This window comes from Dactylosporangium vinaceum (assembly GCF_019904175.1).
In the GTDB taxonomy this organism is placed as follows: Bacteria; Actinomycetota; Actinomycetes; order Mycobacteriales; family Micromonosporaceae; genus Dactylosporangium; species Dactylosporangium vinaceum.
In genome coordinates this window covers 6,924,721-6,949,575 of sequence record NZ_CP061913.1, presented here as the reverse complement: position 1 = coordinate 6,949,575, position 24,855 = coordinate 6,924,721, and the positions used below count along the sequence as shown (strand labels likewise).

Here is a 24,855-nt window from a genome sequence, read left to right as displayed (position 1 = left end):
GAGGTGCATCCATGGAGGACGACGACGACCGCCGCTACACCGTGGTGGTCAACGACGAGGAGCAGTACTCGATCTGGCCCGAGGGGCGCGACATCCCCGGCGGCTGGCGCGAGGCCGGGCGCGCCGGCACCAAGGCCGAGTGCCTGGCCTACGTCGAGGAGGTCTGGACCGACATGCGCCCGCTGAGCCTGCGCCGGCAGCTGGAGTCCCTCGCGCAGTGAGCGAAGCCCGGCACAGTCCCGGGAAAAGCACTAGAGAAGCGCCGCCGGTGGGCCCGGGCGGCCGCGGTCCGGGTCATACTCGCACCGCCCGGGTCCTCCCTCTGGTAAGGCGGTGCACACCATGGCGCTGGAACCCCTCGCCGACGGCCGGCGGACCGACGCACCGGCAGCGTTGCTGCGGCGCCTGCACGAGTCCGGCGACACCGATCGCGATCGGATACTGCTCGATCTGGTCCGGGCCGAGGTGGCCGCCGCGACCGGCAAACCCGGCCCGTTCGCCGCCGGCGCGGCATTCCGCAGCATCGGGGTGTACCGCGGGATCGGCACCGCGTTGCGCGAGGGCCTGGCCGCGGCCACGGGACTGCGCATCCCGGCGACACTGCTCTTCGACTACCCGACGCCCGGCGCGGTCGCCGGTTTCCTGCGCGACGGCCTGCTCGGCGACCGGCCCGCCGCGACGGGTGTGCGGCCCCGCCGGACCCCGGCCGACCACGACGACCCGGTCGTCATCGTCGGCATGGCGTGCCGCTACGCGGGCGGCGTCGACTCCCCGGAGGCCCTGTGGCGCCTGGTCGCCGACGAGGTCGACGCGGCGAGCACGTTCCCGGCCGACCGCGGCTGGAACCTCGCCGAGCTCTACCATCCGGACCCCGACCACGTCGGCACCTGCCTGACCCGGCACGGCTCGTTCCTGCACGACGCCGCCCAGTTCGACCCGGCGTTCTTCGGTATCAGCCCGCGCGAGGCGCTCGGCATGGACCCGCAGCAGCGGCTGCTGCTCGAGGTCGCCTGGGAGGCCCTGGAGTCGGCCCGCATCGACCCGCTGTCCGTGGCCGGGTCGGCCGCCGGGGTCTACGCCGGCGTGCCGTACACCCACTACGGCCCGGCCCTGCACCGCCCGGCCGAAGGCATGCACGGGTATCTGCTCACCGGCAGCCTCAACAGCGTCGCCTCCGGCCGGATCAGCTACACGCTGGGCCTGGAGGGCCCGGCCGTCACCGTCGACACCGCCTGCTCCTCCTCGCTCGTCGCCCTGCACCTGGCCGTGCAGGCGCTGCGCTCGGGCGAGACCGACCTGGCCCTGGCCGGCGGCGTCACCGTCATGTCCACGCCGGGCGTGCTCATGGAGTTCAGCCGCAAGCGCGGGCTGTCGCCGGACGGGCGCTGCAAGGCGTTCTCCGACGACGCCGACGGCACCGGGTGGGGCGAGGGCGCCGGCATGCTGGCGCTGGAGCGCCTCTCCGACGCCCGCCGGGCCGGCCACCGGGTCCTGGCCGTGGTGCGCGGCTCCGCGCTCAACCAGGACGGCGCGTCCAACGGCCTCACCGCCCCCAACGGGCCCTCGCAGCAGCGGGTCATCCGGGCGGCGCTGGCCGACGGCGGCCTCACACCGTCCGATGTGGACATGGTCGAGGCCCACGGCACCGGGACCGCCCTCGGCGATCCGATCGAGGCGCAGGCGCTGCTGGCCACCTACGGGCAGGAGCGGGCGGGCGGGCCGCCGCTGTGGCTCGGCTCCCTCAAGTCGAACGTCGGGCACACCCAGGCCGCGGCCGGCGTCGGCGGCATCATCAAGGCCGTCATGGCGATCCGGCACGCCACGATGCCCCGCACGCTGCACGTCAGCGCCCCGTCGACCCACGTGGACTGGGCCGGCGGCGCGGTCCGGCTGCTCACCGACGCCCGCGACTGGCCGGCGGCGGCCCGGCCGCGGCGGGCCGCGGTGTCGTCGTTCGGCGTGAGCGGTACCAACGCGCACGTCATCATCGAGGAGGCACCCGCCGAGCCCGCCGGCGCCGACGCGCCCCCGGCGCCCGCGGTCATCGCGATGCCGCTCGCCGCGCGGGGCGCCGCCGCCCTGCGGGCCCAGGCCGGGCGCATCGCCGAGCACCTCGCGGCCCACCCCGAGCAGGACCCGGCCGACGTGGCCTGGTCCCTGGCCACGACCCGGGCGGCGCTGCCCGACCGGGCCGTCGTCGTCGGCCGCGACCGCGACGAGCTGCGCACCCGCCTGCTCGACCTGGCCGGCGACGCCCCGCTGAGCGGCCCGGCCCGCCCCGGCGGCCAGGTGGCCTTCGTCTTCCCCGGCCAGGGCTCGCAGTGGGCCGGGATGGCCGTCGAACTGCTCGACACCGAGCCGGTCTTCGCCGCCGCGGTCGAGCGGTGCGAGGCCGCGTTCGCGCCGCTCACCGACTGGAGCCTCACCGCGGTCCTGCGCAGCGGCGAGCCGCTGACCCGCGTCGACGTCGTCCAGCCGGTGCTGTTCGCGGTGATGGTGTCGCTGGCCGAGCTGTGGCGCTCCCGCGGGGTCGAGCCGGCAGTGGTCGTCGGGCACTCGCAGGGCGAGATCGCCGCCGCCTGCGTCGCCGGCGTGCTGAGCCTCGACGACGCGGCCCGGGTCGTGATCCTGCGCAGCCGGGCGCTGTCGGCGCTGGCCGGGCGGGGCGGCATGGCCTCGGTCGCGCGGCCCGAGCCGGAGGTCGCCGAGCGGATCCGGCCGTGGGCCGGGCGGCTGGGCATCGCCACCGTCAACGGGCCGGCCGCGGTCGTCGTCTCCGGCGAGGTCGCGGCGCTGGAGGAGTTCCTCGCCGCCGCCGAGGCCGACGGGGTCCGGGTCCGCCGCATCGACGTCGACTACGCCTCCCACGGCGAGCAGGTCGAGGCCATCCACGACGAGCTGCTGGAGCTGCTGGCGCCGGTCACCCCGCGCGCGGGCACGATCGCGCTGCACTCCACCGTCGGGGCCGACCTGACAGGTGTCGACGTCGCCGGGGCCGAGTACTGGTATCGCAACCTGCGCCACACCGTCCGCTTCACCGACGCCGTGCGCGCGCTGGCCGCCCGGGGCGTCACCGAGTTCGTCGAGGTGAGCCCGCACCCGGTGCTGACCGCCGGCATCGCTGACGTCCTCGACGAACTCGGCGGCGAAGGGTTCGTGACAGGCACGCTGCGCCGCGACGAGGGCGGCCCGGAGCGCTTCCTGAGCTCGCTCGGCGCGCTGTGGTCGCACGGCGCCGAGGTCGGCTGGGCCGCCGTCCTCGGGGCCGGGCGGCGCACTGTCGACCTGCCGACCTACCCGTTCCAGCGCGACAGGTACTGGCTCGACGCCCCGCTGCTCGACGAGCAGACGCCCGCGGGCACCCTGGACGGCGAGTTCTGGAGCGCCGTCGAGCGCGCCGACGCCGACGGGCTGGCCGGGGTCCTGGCCGCCGAGCCCGCGGCCGTCGCCGCCGTGCTGCCGGCGCTGCGGGCCTGGCACGAGCAGCGGGCGGTCCGCGGTGTGGTCGACGGGTGGCGGTACAAGATCCGCTGGGACGCTCTTGATCTTCCGGCCGGGCGCCTCGAAGGCCGCTGGCTCGTCGTCGGGCCGGCCGGGGATGCGCTCGTCGCCGCGGTCGCCGCCGCGCTCGACGCGCACGGTGCAAGCGTCTGCGTGGCCGATGCGCTCGACGACGGCGACTACGCCGGCGTCGTCTCGCTGCTCGCCCTCGACGAGCGTCCGCACGCCGAGCACGCGGTGGTGCCGGCCGGGACGGCGGCCAACCTCGCCCTGCTGCAGCAGCTGGCCGGGCCCGACGGCGCGGCCCGGCTGTGGTGCCTGACCCGCGGGGCGGTCGGCGTCGCCGGTGCGGCCGCGGTCTCGCCGGAGCAGGCCCAGACGTGGGGGCTCGGGCGCGTCGCCGCGCTGGAGTATCCGCAGCGCTGGGGCGGCCTCGTCGACCTGCCCGCGCAGCCGACGCCGGCCGAGCTGGCCGGGCTGTGCGCCGTGCTGGCCGGGGCCGGCGGGGAGGACCAGGTCGCGATCCGTGACGGCCGGGTCCACGGCCGGCGGCTCGTGCGGGCCGCGACCGGCGCCGGCGCCCCGGCCCGGACCTGGCGGCCGGACGGGACAGTGCTCGTCACCGGCGGCACCGGCGCGCTCGGCGCTCACGTGGCCCGCTGGCTCGTCGCCGGTGGGGCCCGGCGGCTCGTGCTCACCAGCCGGCGGGGCCCGGACGCACCCGGCGTGGCCGCGCTCGCCGAGGAGCTGACCGCGCTCGGGGCCCGGGTCAGCGTGGTCGCGTGCGACGTCGCCGACCGCGACGCCGTCGCGGCGCTCGTCGCCGGCTGCGCCGCCGCGGGCGAGCCGATCCGCACGGTCATGCACACCGCGGGCGTCGCCGACCTCGCGCCGCTGGCCGAGCTGACCGTCGCCGGGCTGGCCCGGGTGGCCGCGGGCAAGGTCGGCGGGGCCCGGCACCTCGACGCGCTCCTGGACGACGTGCACACCGTCGTGTACTTCTCCTCCATCGCCGCGACCTGGGGCGTCGGCGACCATGGCGCCTACGCGGCGGCCAACGCCCACCTGGACGCGCTCGCCGAGCGGCAGCGGGCGGCCGGCATCGCCGTGCACAGCGTGAACTGGGGGCCCTGGGCGGGCGGCGGCATGATCGCCGACGCGCTGGAGGAGACGCTGCGCCGCCGCGGCGTGCCCCTCATCGACCCCGAGCCGTCGCTGCACGCGCTGCAGCAGCTGCTCGACCACGACGACGCGGCGATCGCGGTCGCCGACGTCGACTGGGACACCTTCGCCGCCGTCTTCGGCGCGGCCCGCCCCAGCCCGCTCATCGGCGAGCTGCCCGAGGTCCGCCGGGCCCTCCTGGCCGGCGCCGAGCCCGCGGCGGCGCCCGGCACCGGCGGGCTGGCCGGGCTCGACCCGGCCGAGCGCGACCGGGCGCTGCTCGACCTCGTGCGCGGCCAGATCGCCCGCATCCTCGGCCACGAATCGGCCGAGACCGTCGAGGTCCGCCGGGCCTTCATGGAGCTGGGCTTCGACTCGCTCTCGGCCGTCGAGCTGCGCAACGGGCTCAGCGCGGCCACCGGCCTGCGCCTGCCGGCCACCGTCGTCTTCGACCACCCGACCCCCGTCGACCTGGCCCGGTTCCTGCGCAGCGAGCTCTTCGGCGAGGCCGCCGCCCCGGTGGCCGCCGCGCCCGTCGCCGTCGTCGACGCGAGCGACCCGGTGGTCGTGGTCGGCCTCGGCTGCCGGTACCCGGGCGGCGTGCGCACCCCCGAGGACCTGTGGCGGCTGCTGGCCGACGAGGTCGACGCCGTCGGCCCGATGCCCGCCGACCGCGGCTGGGACCTCGCCGCCCTCTACGACCCCGACCCCGACCGGTCCGGGACCACCTACGTGCGCCACGGCGGCTTCCTGTACGACGCCGCCGACTTCGACCCCGACCTGTTCGGCATCAGCCCGCGCGAGGCGCTCGCCATGGACCCGCAGCAGCGGCTGCTGCTGGAGGTCGCCTGGGAGACGGCCGAGCGGGCCCGGATCGCCCCGGCCGCGCTGCGCGGCAGCCGGACCGGCGTGTTCGTGGGCATGGCCGACCAGGCGTACGGCACCCGGCTGCAGGCCGGCGCCGCGGGGACCGAGGGGCTGGAGGGGTACCTCGTCACCGGCGGCGCGTCGAGCGTGGCCTCCGGGCGGATCAGCTACGTGCTGGGCCTGGAGGGCCCGGCCGTCACCGTCGACACCGCGTGCAGCTCGTCGCTCGTCGCGCTGCACCTGGCGGCCGACTCGCTGCGCCGCGGCGAGTGCGACCTGGCCCTGGCCGGCGCGGCGATGGTGATGTCGACCCCGGCCCAGTTCGTCGGCTTCAGCCGCCAGCGCGGCCTGGCCCGCGACGGCCGGTGCAAGGCGTTCGGGGCCGGCGCCGACGGCTTCGGCCTCGCCGAGGGGGCCGGCATGGTCATGCTGGAGCGGCTCAGCGACGCCCGCCGCCACGGCCACGAGGTCCTGGCCGTGCTCCGCGGCAGCGCCATCAACCAGGACGGCGCGTCCAACGGGCTGACCGCCCCCAACGGGCCGTCGCAGCAGCGGGTCATCCGCAACGCCCTCGCGGCCGCCGGGCTCGGCGCGGGGGAGGTCGACGTCGTGGAGGCGCACGGCACCGGCACGCTGCTCGGCGACCCCATCGAGGCCCAGGCGCTGCTGGCCACCTACGGCCGCGACCGGGCCCCGGACCGGCCGCTGTGGCTGGGGTCGCTCAAGTCCAACATCGGGCACACCCAGACCGCGGCCGGGATCGGCGGCGTCATCAAGATGGTGCTCGCCATGCGCCACGAGCGGCTGCCCCGGACCCTGCACGCCGACGAGCCGTCGCCGCACATCGACTGGAGCGCGGGCGCGGTGGAGCTGCTCACCGAGGCGCGGGAGTGGCCGGCCGGCGGGCGACCGCGCCGGGCCGGGGTGTCGTCGTTCGGCATCAGCGGCACCAACGCCCACGTCATCCTCGAGGAGCCGCCGGCCGCGCCGCCGGCGCCGGCCGACGCGCCGCCGCCGGCGCCGGCCGACGCGCCGCCGCCGGCGCCGGCCGACGCGCCGCCGCCGGCGCTGGTGCCGCTGGCGGTCACCGCGCACACCCCGGCCGCCCTGGCCGAGCAGGCGGCCCGGCTGCGCGCGCTGGAGCCCTTCGCCGCGGCCGACGTGGCCCGGTCACTGCTGCACACCCGCTCGCTGCTGCCCGAGCGGGCCGTGGTGCTCGGCGACCCGGGCGAGGGCCTGGCCGCCCTGTCCGGCGGCGGCGACGCGCCCGGCATCGTGCGCGGCCGCGCCGACGTCGACGGCCGCACCGTGTTCGTCTTCCCCGGCCAGGGCGCGCAGTGGGCCGGCATGGCCGCCGGGCTGCTCGACGAGGCGCCGGTGTTCCGGGCCGCGATCGAAGCCTGCGAGCGGGCCCTCACCCCGCACGTCGAGTGGTCGTTGACAGCCGTCCTGCGCGGCGCCGCCGGCGCGCCCGGCCTGGACCGCGTCGACGTGGTCCAGCCGGCCTCGTGGGCCGTGATGGTCGCCCTGGCCGAGCTGTGGCGGTCCTTCGGTGTGCACCCCGACGCCGTCGTCGGGCACTCCCAGGGCGAGATCGCCGCGGCCTGCGCGGCCGGGATGCTCTCACTCGACGACGCGGCCCGGGTCGTGGCCGTGCGCAGCCGCGCGATCGTCGCGCTGGCCGGCACCGGCGCCATGGCATCCGTGGCGCTGGCGCCGGACGAGGTGCGGCGGCGCATCGCGGCCCAGGGCGGCGAACTGGAGATCGCGGTCGTCAACGGTCCGACGGCGGTCGTGGTGTCGGGTGCGGTCGCGGCGGTGCACGCCTTCGTCGCCGCCTGCACCGCCGATGACGTCCGGGCCCGCCTGGTCGACGTCGACTACGCCTCCCACTCCGCGCAGGTCGAGCCGGTCGAGGCGACGCTGCGCACCGGGCTGGCCGGGGTTACCGGGGCGGCCGGGACGGTGCCGATGCTGTCCACGGCCACCGGGCAGTGGCTGGCCGGGCCACAGCTGGACGCCGGCTACTGGTACCACAACCTGCGCGCCCCGGTCCGCTTCGCCGACGCCGTCGAGCGCCTGGTCGCCGACGGATACCGGGTGTTCGTCGAGTGCAGCCCCCACCCGGTGCTCACCGTGCCGGTCCAGGAGACCGCGGAGGCGGTGGCCGACGGCGGCGCGTTCGTGGTGGCCGGCTCGCTGCGGCGGCACGAGGGCGGTCTGGCCCGCTTCGCCACCTCGGCCGCCGAGCTGTTCGTGCGCGGCGTCGGCGTGGACTGGGCGCCGCTGCTGGGGCCGGCGGGGCGGGTTGTTGACCTGCCGACGTACGCCTTCCAGCGGCGCCGCTTCTGGCTCGACGCCGCACCGGGCGACCCGGCCGGCGGGAGCGACCCGGCCGACGCGGCCTTCTGGGGCGCGGTCCGCGACGCCGACGTGCCGGGCCTGGCCCGCACGCTGGGGGTGGCGCCGGACGCGGTCGCGGCGGTCCTGCCGGGCCTGCGCGGCTGGCGGGCCGGGGCCGAGCGGCGGGAGCGGCTCGACTCGTGGCGCTACGCGGTGCGCTGGACCGCACTGCCGGAGCCGGAGCCGGCCCGCCTGGAGGGCCGCTGGCTGATCGTCGCCCCGGCGTTCGGCCGGCACGAGCGCGTCCGCGCGCTGACGGCGGCGCTGCAGCGCCACGGGGCGACCGTGGAGGTGCTGCGCCCGGCGGGCGACGCGACGCGGGACGGGTTCGCCGGGTCACTGCGCGCGAGCGCCGCCTCCGGCCCCGTGGCCGGGGTGGTGTCGCTGCTGGGCGCCGACGCGACGCCGGAGCCGGGCGACCCCGGGCTCGGGGCCGAGGTGGCGCTCGTCCAAGGGCTGCGCGACGCCGACGTCGCCGCGCCGCTGTGGTGGCTGACGTGCGGCGTCGACGGCGAGGCACCGGGGCAGGCGCTGGTGTGGGGCCTGGGCATCGTGGCCGGGCTGGACGACCCGGCCCGGCCCGGCGGCCTGATCGACGCGCCGGCCGAGCTCGACGATGCGGCCGCCGAGCGGCTCTGCGCCGTTCTGGCCGGGGCGGCCGGAGACGAGCGGCAGCTGGCGCTGCGCCCCACCGGGCTGCTCGGCCGCCGCCTCGAACGGGCGCCGCTCGACCCGGCCGGGCCCCGGACGCCGTGGCGGCCCACCGGCAGCGTGCTCATCACCGGCGGTACCGGCGCGCTCGGTGCCCACGTCGCCCGGCACCTGGCCGCGGCCGGAGCACCCCGGCTGGTGCTGACCGGCCGGCGCGGACCGGCCGCGCCCGGCGCGGCCGAGCTCGCGGCCGAGCTGGCCGCACTGGGCGCCGAGGTCAGCATCGAGGCGTGTGACGTCGCCGATCGGGAGGCGCTGCGGGCCCTGCTCGCCGCCCAGCCGGCCGACCGGCCGATCAGCGCGGTCGTGCACTGCGCGGGCGTGACCGGCGCCGAGCGGGCGCTGGCCGACACCGCGCCGGAGGACCTCGCGGCGATCCTCGGCCCGAAGGCGGCCGGCGCCGCCAACCTGCACGAGCTGCTGGCCGACCGGCCCCTCGACGCCTTCGTGCTGTTCTCCTCCGGGGCCGGGGTGTGGGGCAACGCGGGCCAGGCGGCCTACGCGGCCGGCAACGCCTACCTGGCCGCTCTGGCCCGCCACCGCCGCTCGCGCGGCCTACCGGCCCTGTGCGTGGCCTGGGGGGCCTGGGACGGCGGCGGCCTGGTCGACGCGGCCGAGGCCGACCGGCTGGCCCGCCACGGCGTGCTCGGCATGGAGCCCGCCGACGCCGTCACCGCGCTGGTGGAGGCGGTCGAGCACGGCGAGACCGAGCTCGTCGTCGCGCGGGTGGACTGGGCCCGCTTCGGCGCCCTGTACGCACTCTCACCGCACCACCGGCTGCTCGCCGCACTACCCGAGGCCCGGGCGGCGGGGGAGCGGGCCGCCGCGGCGCCGGAGCCCGAGGTGGCGGGTGAGGCCCGGCGGCTGCTCGGCCTGGGCGCCGAGGCCCGGCACCGCGAGCTGGTGCACCTGGTCCGCAGCCACGCGGCCGGCACCCTGGGCCACGCCGACCCCGAGGCGGTGCACGCCTCCCGGCCGTTCCGGGAGCTCGGCTTCGACTCCCTCACGGCGGTGGACCTGCGCAACAAGCTGACGGCCGCCACGGGGCTGCGGCTGCCCGTCACGGTGGTGTTCGACCATCCGACGCCGGTGGCGCTGGCCCGCCACCTCGACGCCGAGCTCGCGCCCGAGGCGGCGGCCGGCCCGCTGGCCGCGCTCGACGCCCTGGCCGCGGCCCGGCCGGACGAGCAGCGCGACCCGGCCGTGCGCCGCCAGGTCGCCGAGCGGCTGCGCAGCCTGCTGCGGCGCTGGGAGGACACCCCGGAGGAGGACGGCGCGCCGGACGAGCTGGACACGGCCTCCGACGACGAGATGTTCGACCTGATCGACCGGGAGCTCGGCATCTCCTGAGCGACTTCCCGATCCGGGCGCGCCCTGTCGAGCGCGCCCGGACCGGCGCCGGCCCTGCGGTTGGTTGTTCGGACCCGAACAGTGCCCGGCGCCGTCGCTCACCGGTATCCGCAATCCCCATTCCGGGACACGTGAAAGGGATATTCATCCACTGCCGGAAAACGGTCGTGGCCGGAGGCGGCATCCGCCTCCGGCCACGCGCAATAGCCAATCGGTGCGGCTCAGCGCCGCACGTACTCCGGCAGCACCTTGGGTGGCCAGGATCCGACCCCGAACAGTCCCATGGAATACGCCTTGGAGACCAGGGCGGCCCGGTTGGGCACCTTGAACTGCCGCAGCATGTTGCTGACGTGGTACTCGATGCCCTGCCGGCTCAGATACAGGCGGGCGGCGAGCTGGACGGTGGGCACCCCGGTGGCGACGCCCTCGAGGATCTTCGCGTTGATCTCGGACAGGATCTTGTTCGGGCTGATGAGCACCCGGCGCTCGTCGTCCTCGGCCTTGTCCGGAGACACCAGCACCACGATCGTCTTGAGCGGGCCCGCCTCGCTGGGAACGGCCATGCCGGTCAGCGCGCCGGTGAACGCCGTGCGGGTCGCCCACAGCGCCGCCAGGTGCTCGACGAAGCGGTTGCTGCGCCCGGTCAGCAGCCGGTCGAACTGCCGGCGCATGTACTGCCGGACGCTCGGGTGCAGCAGCTCCGGGAAGTCGAAGCCGTGCAGGTCGAAGCGCGGCTGCCCGCAGTGCTCGAGGAAGGCCGCGTTCGTCTGCTGGATCCGTAACTGCGGGTTCAGCAGTACCAGACCCACGCCGGTGCGTTCGACAATGGTCAGGAACAGCTCGCCGTATTCGCTGGCCGCGACCAGTGCCGGATGCAAGGGCATAGGTTGCCGACATTGTTCCGCTGTTGTTTCGTTCGTGTTTGGCCTCGCGAGAGGTTCGGCCTGAGTTCCGTCTCGAACGTCTGCGTTCAGATTACTCACCAGAAGCATCGACACGTCTCCCAAATGCTCCATCACCGTGATCCATCGGGAGCCTTGCATGCCTTTTGGTGGAGGTCAACGCGGCCAAAACGGACGCAAAAGACTGTGGTAAGGCCGAGGCTGGTTCGGCTTGCCGTACCGAACTGCGGTATGTTCCGCCCCGGTCGGCTGCGGTGCCCGGGGCGCTGTGGCCCGATGGGCGCCGAGTTTGGGTGGTTTGTCCAGGTGGCGACACCCTTGCCGACTCTCTGTGGCGATGCGGGTGCCGGGTGGTACCGCGACTGCGGCTGCGGACCCCGTACCGAAGCAGTCGCCGCCCGCAACGTTTTGCTGGCCTCGCCCGATACAAACCTCAAGCGATCTTGCCGAAAATTTGAGATCGGAATAGGGGGTGCAGGGCGCCCGGATTCCAATGTTTGGGCCCAAATGGCGGCACTGCGTGATGCTTCGATCACCGATTGTTGCCGCTTCCCAAGGCGCGCGCCCGCACCAACCCGTATTACCGCTCGGTAGCGTGCCGTAGGGCCTGACGTAGCTGCGACCGGTCCGAGATACCGATCTTGCGGTAACAGTTCGTGAGATGTTTCTCGACGGCCCGCTGCGATACACCGAGCTGTTCCGCGATGGCCACGTTCGTCGCGCCGGCCGCGGCGAGCTGGGCCACGGTGCGCTCGGCCGGGGTCAGCGAGCTGATGCCGGGCACCAGCCGCTCCTGATGCGCCTCCAGGGCCATGCTCGCCGGCTTCATCAGCCACGAGAACCCCGCCGCCGCCGCGAGCTGCTCGCCGCGGCGCAGGTCCTCGCCGGCCCCGCGCCGCCCGCTCGCCAGCAGCCGGGTGCCCCGGGCCAGCAGCGCCCGGGCCAGCTCGAGCCGGTTTCCGGAGTCCTCCAGCACCTTGACCGCGTCGTCGAGCAGCCGCAGCCCCGAGCGGCCGGGGCTCAGGTTGCCCCAGACCCGCAGGACCCGGCCGACCGCAGTCGGCGCGCCCCAGGCCGCGACCCGCCGGTGCTCCTCCTCGATGCAGGCCAGCGCGGCCGCGGGCCGGCCGAGCCGCTGCAGCAGCGGCGCGATGAGCGTCCCGGTCGGGAACAGCGCCCGGTTGAGCCAGCCGTGCACCGCCAGGCGCTGCTCGCACTCGGTCAGCAGGCCCAGCGCCGTCTCCGGCTCCGTGCCGTACAGCATGGACGCCCGCAGCAGGCAGTGCACCACCGGCACCAGCCCGGTCTCGCTGACGGCGAGCGCCTGGCCGCAGTGCACGGCGGCGAGCCGGCGCAGCCGCTCGTCGGGCACGGCGGCGGCCGCGGTCGTGAGCATCGCCAGCGTGAGCGTGTCGCCGCCGAAGCCCTCGGGGACCAGGTCGAACGCGGTGAGTGCGGCGGACGCGGCCCGGGCCGGGTGACCGCCGTGATACTCCAGGAACGCCTGCTGGGCGTAGAGCCGGGCGGCGCTGCGGGCACACCCGACGCCGTTCGCGGCCTCGATGGCGTCGCTCAGCCACGGCCGCAGCGCCGGCACCGTCTCCGCCGTGATGGCGCTGACCACGGCGAGCGCCGCCGCCCGGGCCGCGTCGTGGTCGGTCGGCGTCGCCTCCAGCAGCCACTGCGAGAGGCGCCCGGCGTCCGCGGCCACGGTGCCGGCGGCCGTGGTCGCGCAGAACAGCAGGACCGCGGCGAGCTCACGGTCGGCCGCGGTCCGGGGCGCGCGCGCCGACGGCGCATCGCGGGAGCCGAGCCAGCCCAGGGCGCGCAGCCGGTCGGCCGCGCCGTGCAGGGTGGCCGGGTCGAGCCAGCCGAAGATCCAGCCCCGGGCCTCCAGGCGGCGGCTGAGGTCCGCGTCGGCCGGGAGGTTCTCCAGGGCGTCGTCGATCGAGCCGCGGACCGCCTCCTCGGCGCCGGACTGCAGGCCCAGCAGCGGGATCCGCCCGAGCGCGGCGGCCCGCTCGGTGCCGGCCGATAACAGCGGCAGCGCCTGCAGGACGTGCCGCCGGGCGACCGCCGGGTCGATGCAGGTCTCGGCCGCGGCCAGCTCGATGAGCAGGCGGCCCCGCTCGGCCGCGCCGGCGGGCCGGGTCCGGATGGCGACGCGCAGGTAGCGCGCCGCGGTGTCCAGGTCGTGGCGCGCGGCCGCGAGGCGGGCCGCCGCGGTCAGGGCCTCGGTGGCGAAGGGCTCCGGGGTCGCGGCGGCCTGGGCCAGGTGCCCGGCGACGACCTCGGGGGCCGCGCCTTCGGTGTACAGCAGCCGGGCCGTGTGCAGGTGCGCCTCGGCGAACGAGAGCGGGCACATGGTGGTGATGACGACGTGGCGCACGAGCGCGTCGAGCAGCGGGCCGCCCGGCGCCGCCCCGTGCAGCCCGAGCGCCCGCAGCCGCCGCTGACCGGCCCGGGTGTCGACCTCGTCGAGCCCGGCGAACCGGCCGATGACCTGAGGATCGGCGTCGTCGCCGAGCAGCACTGCGCGGCACAGGTAGGCCCGAGCCGGCTCCGGCAGCGACTCGAGGGTGGCCTCGATCCGCCGGCGCAGCGGCGCGTAGCGCACCCCGGTGACGTCGGGCATGGCGCCGGCCGGCAGCGCGGGATCGCCGGCCACCGCGCGGACCAGGGCCGGACTGCCCGCCGTCAGCTCGTGACACCACCGGGCCGCCGCAGTGAGCGCTGCGGTGTCCCCGCCGAGGCCGCCCGTCTCCGCGGCGGCGTCCTCCAGCAGCCGCCGGACCCCGGCCGCCGACAGCGGCCGCGGGCGCAGCGTGGCATCGGCCCGGTCGCGCAGGGCCCGGACCTCGCCGCGCTCGCCGGCCGGGTCACCGTCCAGCAGCGCCGCGACCAGCAGCACCGCGGGGCCGCCCGGCCGCTGCGGCAGCCGCCACAGCCAGCGCAGGCTGGCGCTGTCCGCCCACTGCAGGTCGTCAAGCACCACGACGATCCGCCCCGGCGCGCCACCGGTCCCCGCGCCGTCCTCGGCGGCCTGGCGCAGCCGTGCGGCGAGGCCAAGCGACAGGGACTGCTCGCTGCGGGCCACCGCGACCCGGACCGTGCGGACCCCCGTCGCCCCGGCGATGCCCGCCGCCGCGTCCAGCAGTGCGGACTTCCCGGCACCGACGCCGCCGGTGACCGCGACGAGGCGCGCGGCGCCGCCCGGCGCCGCAGCGAGGAGCGCCATTTCGGTGCGGACCCGCTCGAGCTCGGACTCCCGCTCGATCAGCACAGGGAAGAGTCTTCCCCAGCCGCGCAAGCGGATACACCCTACGAACCGATCTGGCGGCAATCTTGCCGTTTGCCGGCTGGCGGCGTCATGGCGACCAGGTCGGCGGACCGGCCCCGCCCAGCACCCCGGCCAGCTCGGCGCGGCCGGCGATGCCGAGCTTGCGGTAGATGTTGCTGAGGTGGAACTCGACGGTGCGCTTGTTGAGCGACAGCGCCTGGGCGATCGCGGCGTTCGGCAGCCCGCCGGCGGCCAGCTCCGCGACCCGCCGCTGCGCCCGCGACAGCTCACCGACGGCGATGCGGCGCTCGGCCGCGACGGCGGGCGGCTCCGCGGAGTAGGCGGCGCCGAGCACCTCGAACAGGTTGGCCCGGGTGACCCGGACCTCCGGCCGGGGCGCCGGCGGTGCGGCCACGGCGGGGCGGCTGGGCCGGCGGGTGGCGGCGGCTCCGGTCATCCACGTCGCCGCGGCCGCCGCCGCCGAGCGGTCGCCGATCGCGGCCACGATGCCGAAGGTCAGCCACGCCTCCAGGTGGCCCCGGTCGCCCTGCAGCTCGCGCAGCAGCGCCATCGCCGGGCCGGTCCGGGTCACCGCCTCCGGGCCGCCGCCGACCAGGGCCGCGCGCAGCAGCGTGGTCGCCACCGCCCGCGGCGTGCCCCAGCGCTGGGTCGCGGCGCGCTCGGGCTCCAGCAGGAGCGCGGCCTCGGCCGGCCGGTCGGTGGCGTGGGCGCACAGCGCGGCGAGGGAGCGCCAGGGCAGCAGCACCGGGTTGTCGTGGCCGGCCGCGACGCAGCGCCGCCCGCACTCGCGCAGCAGCGACAGGGCGGCGCCCGGCCGCCCGGCGGCGGCCTCGGCGGCGGCCCGGGCGTAGAGCAGCTCCGTCCACGCGGTGCCGGCGGCGGCCCCGGGCACCAGCGGCGCCCGCAGCACCGCGGCCGCCTGCTGCGAGCGGCCGGTGGCCAGGTGCAGCATGACCTGCAGAGACCGGACCCGCGGCAGCGCCGCCGGGTGCCAGGCGTCGTCGGGCAGGCGCATCCGGGCCTCACCGAGGTCCCGCTCGGCCTCGTCCATGTAGCCGTCGCGCAGGTGCAGCTCGGCCCGCAGCAGCAGTGCCGGCGCGGCCACCGCCCCGGCCCGGCGCAGCCGAGCGAGCAGCGGCTCGAGCCGCGCCTCGGCCGCCGGCAGGTCCTCGGCGAGGATCAGCGCCCGCACCGCCGCGAGCCGCGGCCCGGCCGGGGTGTCGTCGCCGAACGGCGCGTCGAGCGCGGCGAACGCCCGCCGCCGGGCCCCGGCCAGGTCGCGCCCGGCCAGCGCGGTGCGCCAGGCGAGCACGCCCAGCGCCGCGGCGTCGGGCGGCAGCTCCTCCGGGGCGGGCACGCCGGCGTCGTCCGGGCCGGCGGTTGGCTGGAGCCGGTCGGCCGCGGTCCAGTACAGGGCCGCGAGCGGGGCCCGGTCGCAATCCCGGGCCCGCCGGTACGCGGCCGCGATCTCCCGCCGCGCGAAGGCGTCGTCGCCGCGCACGAGCAGCCGGTCGGCCGCCAGGGCGCGCCAGGGGCCCGCGTCGCTGCCGCAGCTCTGGCCACCCCCGTCGTCGCCGGGCGACGCGCCGGTGCGCAGGACCTCGGCGAAGCGGCGGTCGGCGGCGTGCGGAGCCCGGCCCAGCTGGACCTCCCCGAGCGCGACGATCGTCGCGAGGCGAACCGCGGTTACCGCCGGCTCGCGCAGCGCCCGCTCGAACAGCAGCGCCGCCTCCGCCCATCGGTGCCCGTCGCGCGCCTCACCGGCCGCCGTGCGCAGCGCGGGCCCGGCCCAGTCCGGCCAGCCCGGCGCCGTCGCGGCCAGCAGCCGCCCCACCGTCCCGGCCGGAAACCCGTCGTCGTGCGCGGCGTGCACAGCGCTGCGCCGCAGCTCGGCCCGGCGCTCGCTGTCCACCGTGGACAGGACGGCGTCGGCGACGACGGGGTCGTCGAGGTCGAACTCGTCCAGGTCGGCGTCGGTGACCCGGGCCCCGGCCACCAGCTCGACGAGCCGGGCGGGCACCGGGCCGAGCAGCGCGCGCACGCACAGCGCCAGCCGCCGGACCGGCTCCATGGCCCGCACCTGCGCGGTCAGCCGGTCCCGGCGCACGTCGCCGGCGACCGCCTCCAGCTCCTCCAGCATCCGGGGCCGGCCGCCGCACTGCCGCAGCGCCGCGGCCAGGATCGTGGCGTCCCCGCCGGCCGCCGCGGCGAGGCGGGCCTCGGCGGGCGCGTCGACACCGGCGATGCCGGCGTCGGCCAGCGCCAGGCGCCACCGCTCCAGCGCCGCCCGGGCCCCGGCCGACGCCCCGAACGGCGGCCCGGCCGCCACCAGGTCCGGCATGGTCATCCAGGTCCCTCCCGGGGGTCGTCACGCCCGGAGAGCGGCATGGGCTCGATGGCGTCGGCGAGGGCGTCGCGGCGGCGGATGCCGAGCCGGCGGTACACGTTTGTCAGGTGGAACTCGACGGTGCGCACGGTGATGAAGAGCTCGGCGGCGATCTGCCGGTTCGTCGCGCCCCCGGCGGCCAGCCGGGCCACCGCGCGCTCGCTCGCCGACAGGTCCCCGCACGCCGACAGCTGCGAGCCGGTGCGCCCGCCGGCCGCGGCCAGGACGTTGCGGCAGTTGACGGCCAGCTTGGTGTAGCCCCGGCGGTTCGACAGCACCATCGCGTCGCGCAGATGCCGGCGGGCGGCCGCGCGATCGCCGACGATGGTGAGCGCCCGGCCGAGCATGAGCAGCGCCTTCACGTGGTTGAGCGGCGCGGGCGACGCGACCAGCTCGGGGATCGCGGCCAGCAGCGGCTCCATCTGGGCGTGGTGCGGCAGCAGCGCGGCCCGGGCCAGCAGCGCCATGCCCCGGGTGCGCGGCGTGCTCCACCGGCGGCACTGCTCCTCCAGCTGCTCCAGCCGCAGGTGCGCGTCGTGGTCGCGGTCGATGCGGTGCAGCAGGATGATCTCGTCGAGCCACCAGGAGTTGACGGCCGGGTTGCACACGCCGGCCTCCTCGACGACCCGGCCGCACCGCTGCATCAGGGCCAGGGCCTGGTCGTGCTCGTAGGCCCAGTACGCGGTGGTCGCGGCGGCGTTGAGGGCCTGGACCTGCTCCCAGAACGGCATGGCGGCGGCCTGCGCGAGCAGCCCGTCGAGCGCCGCGGTGGCCTCGGTGACCTGGGCCGCCGCCGCCTGCACGACGGCCTGGGTGGTGCCGGCCGACCAGGTGACGGCCGACCAGCCCCGCCCGTCGGCCAGGCGCAGCGCGGTCGCGGCGTCGCGCTCGGCCCCGGCCAGGTCCCCGGTCTCCCAGCGGGCGTGGGCCTGCGCGGCCCGGGCGGCGGCCTCGGCGCACGGCTCGCCCCGGCCCTGATGGCGGGCCGCGAGCCCTTCGGCGGCGGCGATCGCGCCGGCGGTGTCGTCGGCGAGCAGCAGCACCCGGGCCGCGGCCAGGCGCGGCCAGCTCTCGCCGTGGACCGGCCCGTCGAGCACCTGCCGGGCGTAGCCGACCGCCCGCTCGACGTCCACGCCCTCGTAGGCGGTGGTGAGCGCGTGCACGGCCAGCAGCCGGTGGGCCGAGGAGGTACCGACGACCGGGCCGGGCTCGGGGCCTATCCGGGAGCGCACGGTCTGGTAGGTGGCCGCGCCCTCGACGGCGTTGGCGGCGAGCGTCGAGTCGACGGCGGCCAGCAGCGTGCGGTCGCGGACCCGGGGCCGGTCGCCGGCCGCGCGCCGCAGCGTCTCGACGGCGTCCTGCAGCAGGTACGGCACCGTCGGCTCGTGGCCCGTGACGAGCGCGGCCAGGCCCAGCCCGACGAGCGCGCGGGCCTTGAGCCGGGTGTCGAGCGTGCGCGGCAGGGCCTGGCGCATCTGCCCCCGGGCGGCCGCGGCGTCGATGCTGACAAGCGCCTCGGCGTAGTCGATGGCGGCCTCGGGGGACTGCGGCTCGGCGCGCACGATGCGCTCCCGGATCCGCACGGCGTCGGCCGCGCTGTGCAGCAGCGCCTCGGCCGCGGCGTCGCGCAGCAGGTCGAGCATCCACGGCTCGGCCAGCTCGTCGGCGTCCAGCAGCAGCTCGGCGATCCGGCCGGCCGGGGCGGCGGCGTCACTGAGCAGGCGGGCCGCGTGCGTCAGGCGCTCCTGGCGCTCCGGCCGGTCCAGCAGGGCCAGCAGCCCGTCGGCGACGGCCGGCGGCACCGGGTGCTGCGGGTCGTCGCCGACCAGCCCCATGCGCCGGAGCCGGTCCAGCGGCGGGGCGACGAGCTGGGGCGGGAGCCCGGCCAGCGGCCCGACCAGGTCGGCGTCGGTCCGCTGGAGCAGCGCGACGGCCACGGCGACCCGCTCCAGCGTCGGATGGTGGCGGAACTGCCGGCGCAGCCGCTCCGTGCGGGCCTCGCGGTCGACCCGCCCGGCCAGGTCGAGGTCGAGGATCTCGTGCGGGCAGGCGGCCAGGATGTCGTGCAGCACGGGGCTGGGCGGCGGGTGCTCGCGCGGCACCCCGGCCAGGACGACCTGCAGCGGGCGCTCGCCGGCCCGCTGCAGGAGGTGGTGCAGCCAGCGCAGCGTCCCCTCGTCGCACCAGTGGACGTCGTCGACGGTCAGCAGCAGGGGACCGTGGGCGAGCAGACCGATCGTGCGGCGGTACAGCTCCATGATCACGCGGTTGGCCCGGCCGGCGGTCGCGGGCCGCCGCCCGGGCTCGCGGGCCGCCGGCAGCATCTGCCGGGCCGCGCCGTATTCGGTGGCCGCCTGCGCCTCCGTGCACACCGCCCCGAGGGTGCGCGACCCGCGCCCGGCCATCGCCGCGAGCAGGGCGCTCTTGCCGGTCCCGGGCGCGCCGAGGACGAGCACGACCCGCGGCGCACCCGGTTCGGGCGGCGCCGCGGGCAGGTCGGGCCGGGCCGCCGGCGCCGCCTGCGGATCGGACCCTGACGGTTCACCGGGCAGCGCCGCCATCGGCATCGTCACCATCGGCAGCGTCTTCCTATCCACGCGATTTCGCTGGTACCTCGAGCGCCGCCAACGGCGCCCCGGAGCGGGACGTCAGCGAGGCGTGGTGCTGCGCGCGAAGAGCGGGATGATGACCGCTCCGGCGACGAGGTGCATGAGCAGGAGCGACACCTTCGCGCCGGTGCCGACGGCGCCGAGCGGCCCCAGCAGCGACAGCACCAGGAAGACCACGGCGACGACGGTCCAGATGGTGCGGGCCTTGCCGGTGGCGCGCTCGAGGATCGCCAGCAGACCCCAGCCGATCAGGCCGGCGAAGACGACGGTCAGGATCACGGCGACGATGCTGACGGTCTGCGAGCTGTCGCCGGTCTTGACGTTGAGGTCGCCGACCGCCTGGTGGGCGATGACCCAGACGAGGATCGCGCCGACCGTGGCACCGACGATCGCGAGCGCCCGGGTGGCGGCAGGGGACTTCATGACGGGTGTACCTCCGAGAGTGTGGCGGGGAAGTCGAGCGCGCCGGGTGGCACGGCCGGACAGGCGCCCACGGCCGCCGCGCGGTCGAGCAGGGCCCGCACCGCGGCGAGCCCCTCCGCGCCGAGGTCGGCGGTGAACGAATTGACGTACAGGCCGATGTGCTGCGCCATCACCTCGGGCGCCATCTCCTGGGCGTGCTCGCGCACGTACGCACTGGAGTCGTCCGGGTGCCGCCAGGCGTGCTCGACCGACGCGCGGATGGTGGCGGCCAGCGCGGTCAGGGCCGGTGCCCCGAGGTCGCGGCGGGCGACGATCGCCCCCAGCGGGATGGGCAGGGAGGTGTCGCGCTCCCAGAACTGCCCGAGGTCGACGAGCTGCTGCAGCCCGTACTGCGGGTAGGTGAACCGCGACTCGTGGATGATGAGGCCGGCGTCGACCGCCCCGTCGCGCACGGCCGGCATGATCTCGTGGAACGGCAGCACGACGACGCGGCCCAGGCCCCCGGGCACCGCGGACGCGGCCCAGAGCCGCAGCAGCAGGTAGGCGGTCGAGCGCTCGCTGGGCACCGCGACCGTCGCGTCGGGCAGCGCGTCCAGGCCGGTGCCGGGGCGGGTCAGCAGCAGCGGGCCGCAGCCGCGCCCGAGGGCGCCGCCGCACGGCACGAGCGCGAACCGGTCCAGGAACAGCGGCAGCGCGGCGTAGGAGATCTTGAGCACGTCGAACCGGTCGCTGCCGGCCAGGCCGTTGGTGACGTCGATGTCGGCGTGGGTGACAGCGGTCGCCGGCGCACCGGGCAGCCGGCCGTGGGTCCAGGCGTGGAAGACGAAGGTGTCGTTCGGGCACGGCGAGTAGGCCACACGCAGTGCTTCGTCCATCGAGCTCCCCCGCTCTGGATCGCCGATCCGTTCGTGTCCGAAATACTAAGGGTTGTCGCGGTGATTGCGCTCTATCGGACTACACCCTGCACATTGACGCGGTTCAAGTTTGGGGAATTCCCCAATCTCCCCGGCGGCACGATCGACGCAGGCACGGCCGAGCCGACCGCTGCCCAACCCACCGAAGGACGCCCGATGACGACCGTCATGGAACCCGACGCCGCCGACCTGACCGAAGCCTGGCTGTCCGAAGACCTCGACGCCTGGACGCGCCGGGTCGTGCGCCGTCACTTCGACCCGCAGACGGGCAGCCCGTACTGGCTGTCGCGCCGGCCGTACCTCGGCTTTGACCCGCTGGACATCACCCGATACGCCGAGCTGGCCCAGTTCGAGCCGTTCTCGCTGGCCACGCTGCGCGACCTCGACCCGGTGCAGCTCGTGCCCGGTGACATCCCGCGCCCGCTGGCCGGGCGGATCTGGGAGTCCGGCGGCACCACCGGCCGCCCGTGCCGCATCTTCCACACCCCCTCGATGGCCGAGCACCACACCCAGTGGCGCCTGCTCGGGCTGCGCCAGGCCGGCTTCGAGCCCGGGCGCACCTGGCTCTACGCCTGCCCGAGCGGCCCGCACATCGTCGGGCGCGGCGCCAACCAGATCGCCGAGCTGTACCACTCGACGGTCTACACGATGGACCTCGATCCCCGTTGGATCAAGGGCCTCATTCGCGACAGCCGGCTCGTCGAGATGAACCTGTACGTCGAGCACACCATCGAGCAGATGACCGACCTGCTGGAGACCGGGCGGGTGCAGTACCTGGAGACTACCCCGGCCATCCTGCAGGCCCTCATCGCCCGCCGGCCCGAGCTGGTCAGCGGCCTGGAGGGCGTCGGGCTCGGCGGCACGCAGCTCACCCCACCGATGTACCGCGAAATCGTCGAGGCTCTCGAAGGCGGCGTCATCGGCACCACCTATGGCAACACGTTCGGCTGCGCGATGGGCCTGCCCGCCGAGAACGGCGGCGCGATCCTGCCCTACCTGCCCAACTATCCGCAGGTCACGATGGCCGTGGTGGACAAGGACGACCCGCGCCGGGAGGTCGGCTACGGCGAGGTCGGCCGGGTGCGGCTCACCGTGCTGCACGACGACCTGTTCCTGCCCAACATCCTGGAGCGCGATCAGGCGATCCGCTTCGACACCGGTGGCAAGTGGCCCTGCGACGGGGTCGCCAACGTGCGCCCGTTGCAGATCAGCTCGGCGACGCCGGAAGGCCTGTACTGAACATCCGCACGAGATCGACCGAGATGAGGAGTGGTTCGTGGATACGGGTCTGAAGCGGGAGCTGGAGGACAAGGTCTTCGCCGGTGAGCGGCTCAGCCGGGAGGACGGCCTCGCGCTCTACGCGTGCGACGACCTGGCGTGGCTCGGCGGTCTCGCGCACTACGTGCGGACGCGCAAGAACGGCGACGTCGTGCACTTCAACATCAACCGGCACCTGAACATGACGAACGTGTGCACCGCCTCGTGCGCGTACTGCTCCTTCCAGCGCAAGCCGGGGGAGAAGGACGCGTACACGATGCGGATCGAGGACGCCGTCCGGCTGGCCAAGGAGATGGAGGGCGAGCAGCTCACCGAGCTGCACATCGTCAACGGCCTGCACCCGACGCTGCCGTGGCGGTACTACCCCCGCTCGATCCGGGCGCTCAAGGAGACGCTGCCGCCGACGGTGGCCATCAAGGCGTTCACGGCAACCGAGATCCAGTGGTTCGAGAAGATCTCCGGCCTGCCGGCCAGCGACATCCTCGACGAGCTGATCGACGCCGGTCTGGAGTCGCTGACCGGCGGCGGCGCGGAGATCTTCGACTGGGAGGTCCGCCAGCACATCGTCGACCACGCCTGCCACTGGGAGGACTGGTCGCGCATCCACCGCCTGGCCCACAGCAAGGGGCTCAAGACGCCCTGCACGATGCTGTACGGCCACATCGAGGAGCACCGCCACCGGGTCGACCACGTGCTGCGGCTGCGCGAGCTGCAGGACGAGACCGGCGGATTCCGGGTCTTCATCCCGCTGCGCTACCAGCACGACTTCCACGACTCCCGCGACGGCAAGATCCGCAACAAGCTGATGGCGCGCACCACGATGGCCACCGGCGCCGAGGCGCTCAAGACGTTCGCCGTGTCCCGGCTGCTGTTCGACAACGTCCAGCACGTCAAGGTGTTCTGGGTGATGCACGGCCTGCAGACCGCGTCGCTCGCGCTCAACCACGGCGCCGACGACATCGACGGCTCGGTCGTCGAATACAAGATCACCCACGACGCCGACAACTACGGCACCCCGGACAAGATGACCCGCGAGAGCCTCCTGGACCTCATCCGGGACGCGGGCTTCCGGCCCGTGGAGCGCAACACGCGCTACGAGATCATCCGCGAGTTCGAGGGGCCGGACCTCCAGCGCCGCGAGACGCCGCAGCCGATGCGGGTCTGAGCGTGCATCCGCGCAACCGTGACAGCGATCCACGAGACGAGGCAGGTGAGAGCGGATGACCGCGGAGACGGTGACCACGCAGCAGCTCGAGGTGTGGATCGACCAGGGCCTGTGCACCGGTGACGGGATCTGCGCCCAGTACGCGCCGGACGTGTTCGAGCTCGACGTCGACGGCCTCGCCTACGTCAAGGGCAGCGACGGCGAGCTGCGCCACGACGCGGGCTCGGCGGTCTTCGTGCCGCTGACGGCGGCCAAGGACGTCATCGACTCGGCCCAGGAGTGCCCGGGCGAGTGCATCCACGTACGGCGGGCCGGCGACGGCGTCGAAGTGTACGGACCGGACGCCGAGTCGTCATGATCAAGGGGCTGTTCCCCACCGGCGTGGCGGCCGTCGAGGCATTCGACGACGCCACGCCGGCACCGTTGTACCCCGAGGAGTCGGCGCTGCTCGGCAACGCCGTGGCGAAGCGGCGCGACGAGTTCGCCACCGCCCGCCGCTGCGCCCGGCAGGCCCTGGGCCTGCTGGGCCACCCGCCGGGGCCGATCATGGCCGGGCCGCGCCGCGAGCCGCTGTGGCCGGCGGGCGTCACCGGCGCCATCACGCACTGCGCCGGCTACCGGGCCGCGGTCGTGGCCCGGGCCGGGGAGTTCTCGACCCTGGGCGTCGACGCCGAGCCGCACGGGCCGCTGCCCGACGGCATCCTGGAGACGATCGCCGGGCCGGCCGAGCGGCAGCACCTCGCGCTGCTGCGCCGCCGGCACCCGGCGGTGCACTGGGACCGGCTGCTGTTCAGCGCCAAGGAGACGGTCTTCAAGGCGTGGTATCCGCTGACCGAGCGCTGGCTGGACTTCGACGAGGCCACCGTCACCTTCGACGCCGGCCGGGCGACGTTCGCCGCCCGGCTGCTGGTGCCCGGGCCCGTCGTCGGCGGGATCGAGCTCGGCGGCTTCTCCGGCCGCTGGCTCGTCGGCCGCGGGCTGCTGGTGACCGGGATCGCGGTCGCGGCCCTGCGCCCGGCGGTCACGATGCACCCGCTGCCGGACCTCATCGGCTACTAGTGCGGGCCGGGGCCGCCACCCGCGGCCCCGGGCGCACGGTGGCGGCCAGCAGCAGGCCCAGCCCGGCGCCGACGGCCAGGCCGATGCCGTGCTGGTCGGGCCGGGCCGCGAGCAGGCCGGCCGTGACGAGCGAGACGACCGCCGCGCCGAACGCGATGCCGCGGTAGTGCCGGTTGCGCAGCAGGATGCTCAGCACCACCAGCACGGCCGTCGGAGCCACGAACGCGCCGACGGTCCCGCCGAAGCCCAGGCCGGCCACGCACGCCGTGTAGTACGGCACCACGAACGCGTGCGGGCGGGTCGCCTCGCCCGGGCGCAGGAGCAGCAGCGCGGCCAGGCCGCCGACGAGCCCGCAGACGGCTATCGAGTTGCCCGCGCCGTGCGGGTCGAGCCGCTCACCGACGACCCCCTCGCCGAAGAGTCCGGCGCCGAGGTACAGCAGCAGCCAGCGCACGGTCCCGAAGCGCCGCTCGGCGATGACGCCGGCGACGACGAGCGAGGCGATGTTGAACGCGATCTGGCCCCAGCCCGCCGGCTGGACCAGCAGCGGGGTGAACCACCGCCACCACTCGCCGTCGTGCAGCGCGGGGTAGTCGCGCCGGAACCTGTCCACGAGGCCGGGGTCGGACAGCTGGGCGGCCGCGCCGGCGGCGGTGGCCAGGGTCACCAGGACGGTCGCGATGGGCGGGTGGACCCGTCGCGGTGGACTCGGGGGTTCGACGACGCTCACTGTCGCAACGGTACCGGGCCCCCGCCGCCCCGGCCCGGTTGCGCGCCGGGGCGCCGGGGGATCTAGGCGTTCCCTTAATCGGGCTCGCCCATGCT

At 76.1% G+C, this 24,855-nt stretch carries 13 protein-coding genes; 6 read left to right on the top strand and 7 right to left on the bottom strand.

Translation table 11 applies throughout. The annotated features are described in order from the left end of the window. Nucleotides 1-11: 11 nt before the first annotated feature. Together Dvina_RS31150 and Dvina_RS31145 are read left to right on the top strand one after the other, a co-directional pair. Nucleotides 12-221, top strand: a complete 210-nt coding sequence (locus Dvina_RS31150) for an MbtH family protein (RefSeq protein WP_223092887.1) — start codon at nucleotides 12-14, stop codon at nucleotides 219-221. A gap of 121 nt (nucleotides 222-342) precedes the next feature. Further along, complete coding sequence (locus Dvina_RS31145; RefSeq protein ID WP_223092886.1) at nucleotides 343-9,993, top strand: type I polyketide synthase; 9,651 nt, start codon at nucleotides 343-345, stop codon at nucleotides 9,991-9,993. Between the two features lie 221 nt (nucleotides 9,994-10,214). Here the strand turns inward: Dvina_RS31145 and Dvina_RS31140 are convergent, their stop codons facing one another. The 6 genes from Dvina_RS31140 to Dvina_RS31115 form a co-directional block, all read right to left on the bottom strand. Beyond that, nucleotides 10,215-10,871, bottom strand: a complete 657-nt coding sequence (locus Dvina_RS31140; RefSeq protein WP_223092885.1) for a LuxR C-terminal-related transcriptional regulator — start codon at nucleotides 10,869-10,871, stop codon at nucleotides 10,215-10,217. Nucleotides 10,872-11,475: 604 nt separating this feature from the next. Beyond that, nucleotides 11,476-14,178, bottom strand: a complete 2,703-nt coding sequence (locus tag Dvina_RS31135) for a helix-turn-helix transcriptional regulator (protein WP_223092884.1) — start codon at nucleotides 14,176-14,178, stop codon at nucleotides 11,476-11,478. Nucleotides 14,179-14,263: 85 nt separating this feature from the next. Beyond that, nucleotides 14,264-16,543 carry a helix-turn-helix transcriptional regulator gene (locus Dvina_RS31130; protein ID WP_223092883.1) on the bottom strand — a complete coding sequence of 760 codons (2,280 nt, stop codon included), beginning with the start codon at nucleotides 16,541-16,543 and terminating at the stop codon, nucleotides 14,264-14,266. Beyond that, nucleotides 16,540-19,179 carry a LuxR family transcriptional regulator gene (locus Dvina_RS31125; RefSeq protein ID WP_223092882.1) on the bottom strand — a complete coding sequence of 880 codons (2,640 nt, stop codon included), beginning with the start codon at nucleotides 19,177-19,179 and terminating at the stop codon, nucleotides 16,540-16,542. The genes Dvina_RS31130 and Dvina_RS31125 overlap by 4 nt, the downstream gene beginning before the upstream one ends. Before the next feature lie 51 nt (nucleotides 19,180-19,230). Beyond that, complete coding sequence (locus Dvina_RS31120) at nucleotides 19,231-19,614, bottom strand: DUF6069 family protein (protein WP_223092881.1); 384 nt, start codon at nucleotides 19,612-19,614, stop codon at nucleotides 19,231-19,233. Continuing rightward, the gene (locus Dvina_RS31115) at nucleotides 19,611-20,489 is read right to left on the bottom strand and encodes a 1,4-dihydroxy-6-naphtoate synthase (RefSeq protein WP_223092880.1); all 879 of its coding nucleotides are present in this window, start codon (nucleotides 20,487-20,489) and stop codon (nucleotides 19,611-19,613) included. Before Dvina_RS31115 ends, Dvina_RS31120 begins: the two co-directional genes overlap by 4 nt. 195 nt (nucleotides 20,490-20,684) lie before the next feature. Here Dvina_RS31115 and Dvina_RS31110 point away from each other — a divergent pair, with 195 nt between their 5' ends. From Dvina_RS31110 to Dvina_RS31095, 4 genes are read left to right on the top strand one after another with little or no spacing between them, the layout of a single operon-like run. Next, entirely contained in the window at nucleotides 20,685-21,767 is a 1,083-nt protein-coding gene (locus Dvina_RS31110) for an acyl-CoA synthetase family protein (protein WP_223092879.1), read from the top strand. A gap of 37 nt (nucleotides 21,768-21,804) precedes the next feature. Continuing rightward, on the top strand, nucleotides 21,805-22,971 hold the full coding sequence (mqnE, locus tag Dvina_RS31105) for an aminofutalosine synthase MqnE (RefSeq protein ID WP_223092878.1): 1,167 nt from the start codon (nucleotides 21,805-21,807) through the stop codon (nucleotides 22,969-22,971). 55 nt (nucleotides 22,972-23,026) lie between these two features. Then, complete coding sequence (locus Dvina_RS31100; protein ID WP_223092877.1) at nucleotides 23,027-23,329, top strand: ferredoxin; 303 nt, start codon at nucleotides 23,027-23,029, stop codon at nucleotides 23,327-23,329. Continuing rightward, on the top strand, nucleotides 23,326-24,030 hold the full coding sequence (locus Dvina_RS31095) for a 4'-phosphopantetheinyl transferase family protein (protein WP_223092876.1): 705 nt from the start codon (nucleotides 23,326-23,328) through the stop codon (nucleotides 24,028-24,030). The genes Dvina_RS31100 and Dvina_RS31095 overlap by 4 nt, the downstream gene beginning before the upstream one ends. Here the strand turns inward: Dvina_RS31095 and Dvina_RS31090 are convergent. Further along, nucleotides 24,017-24,760 carry a rhomboid family intramembrane serine protease gene (locus Dvina_RS31090; RefSeq protein WP_223092875.1) on the bottom strand — a complete coding sequence of 248 codons (744 nt, stop codon included), beginning with the start codon at nucleotides 24,758-24,760 and terminating at the stop codon, nucleotides 24,017-24,019. The two genes, Dvina_RS31095 and Dvina_RS31090, sit on opposite strands and share 14 nt — an antisense overlap. Nucleotides 24,761-24,855: the final 95 nt, after the last annotated feature.

Coding starts and splice junctions, on each gene's coding strand:
- Dvina_RS31095 (WP_223092876.1), top strand. CDS start 23,326: ATGATCAAGGGGCTGTTCCCCACCGGCGTGGCGGCCGTCGAGGCATTC.
- Dvina_RS31130 (WP_223092883.1), bottom strand. CDS start 16,543: ATGACCATGCCGGACCTGGTGGCGGCCGGGCCGCCGTTCGGGGCGTCG.
- Dvina_RS31150 (WP_223092887.1), top strand. CDS start 12: ATGGAGGACGACGACGACCGCCGCTACACCGTGGTGGTCAACGACGAG.
- Dvina_RS31120 (WP_223092881.1), bottom strand. CDS start 19,614: ATGAAGTCCCCTGCCGCCACCCGGGCGCTCGCGATCGTCGGTGCCACG.
- Dvina_RS31100 (WP_223092877.1), top strand. CDS start 23,027: ATGACCGCGGAGACGGTGACCACGCAGCAGCTCGAGGTGTGGATCGAC.
- Dvina_RS31110 (WP_223092879.1), top strand. CDS start 20,685: ATGACGACCGTCATGGAACCCGACGCCGCCGACCTGACCGAAGCCTGG.
- Dvina_RS31145 (WP_223092886.1), top strand. CDS start 343: ATGGCGCTGGAACCCCTCGCCGACGGCCGGCGGACCGACGCACCGGCA.
- Dvina_RS31115 (WP_223092880.1), bottom strand. CDS start 20,489: ATGGACGAAGCACTGCGTGTGGCCTACTCGCCGTGCCCGAACGACACC.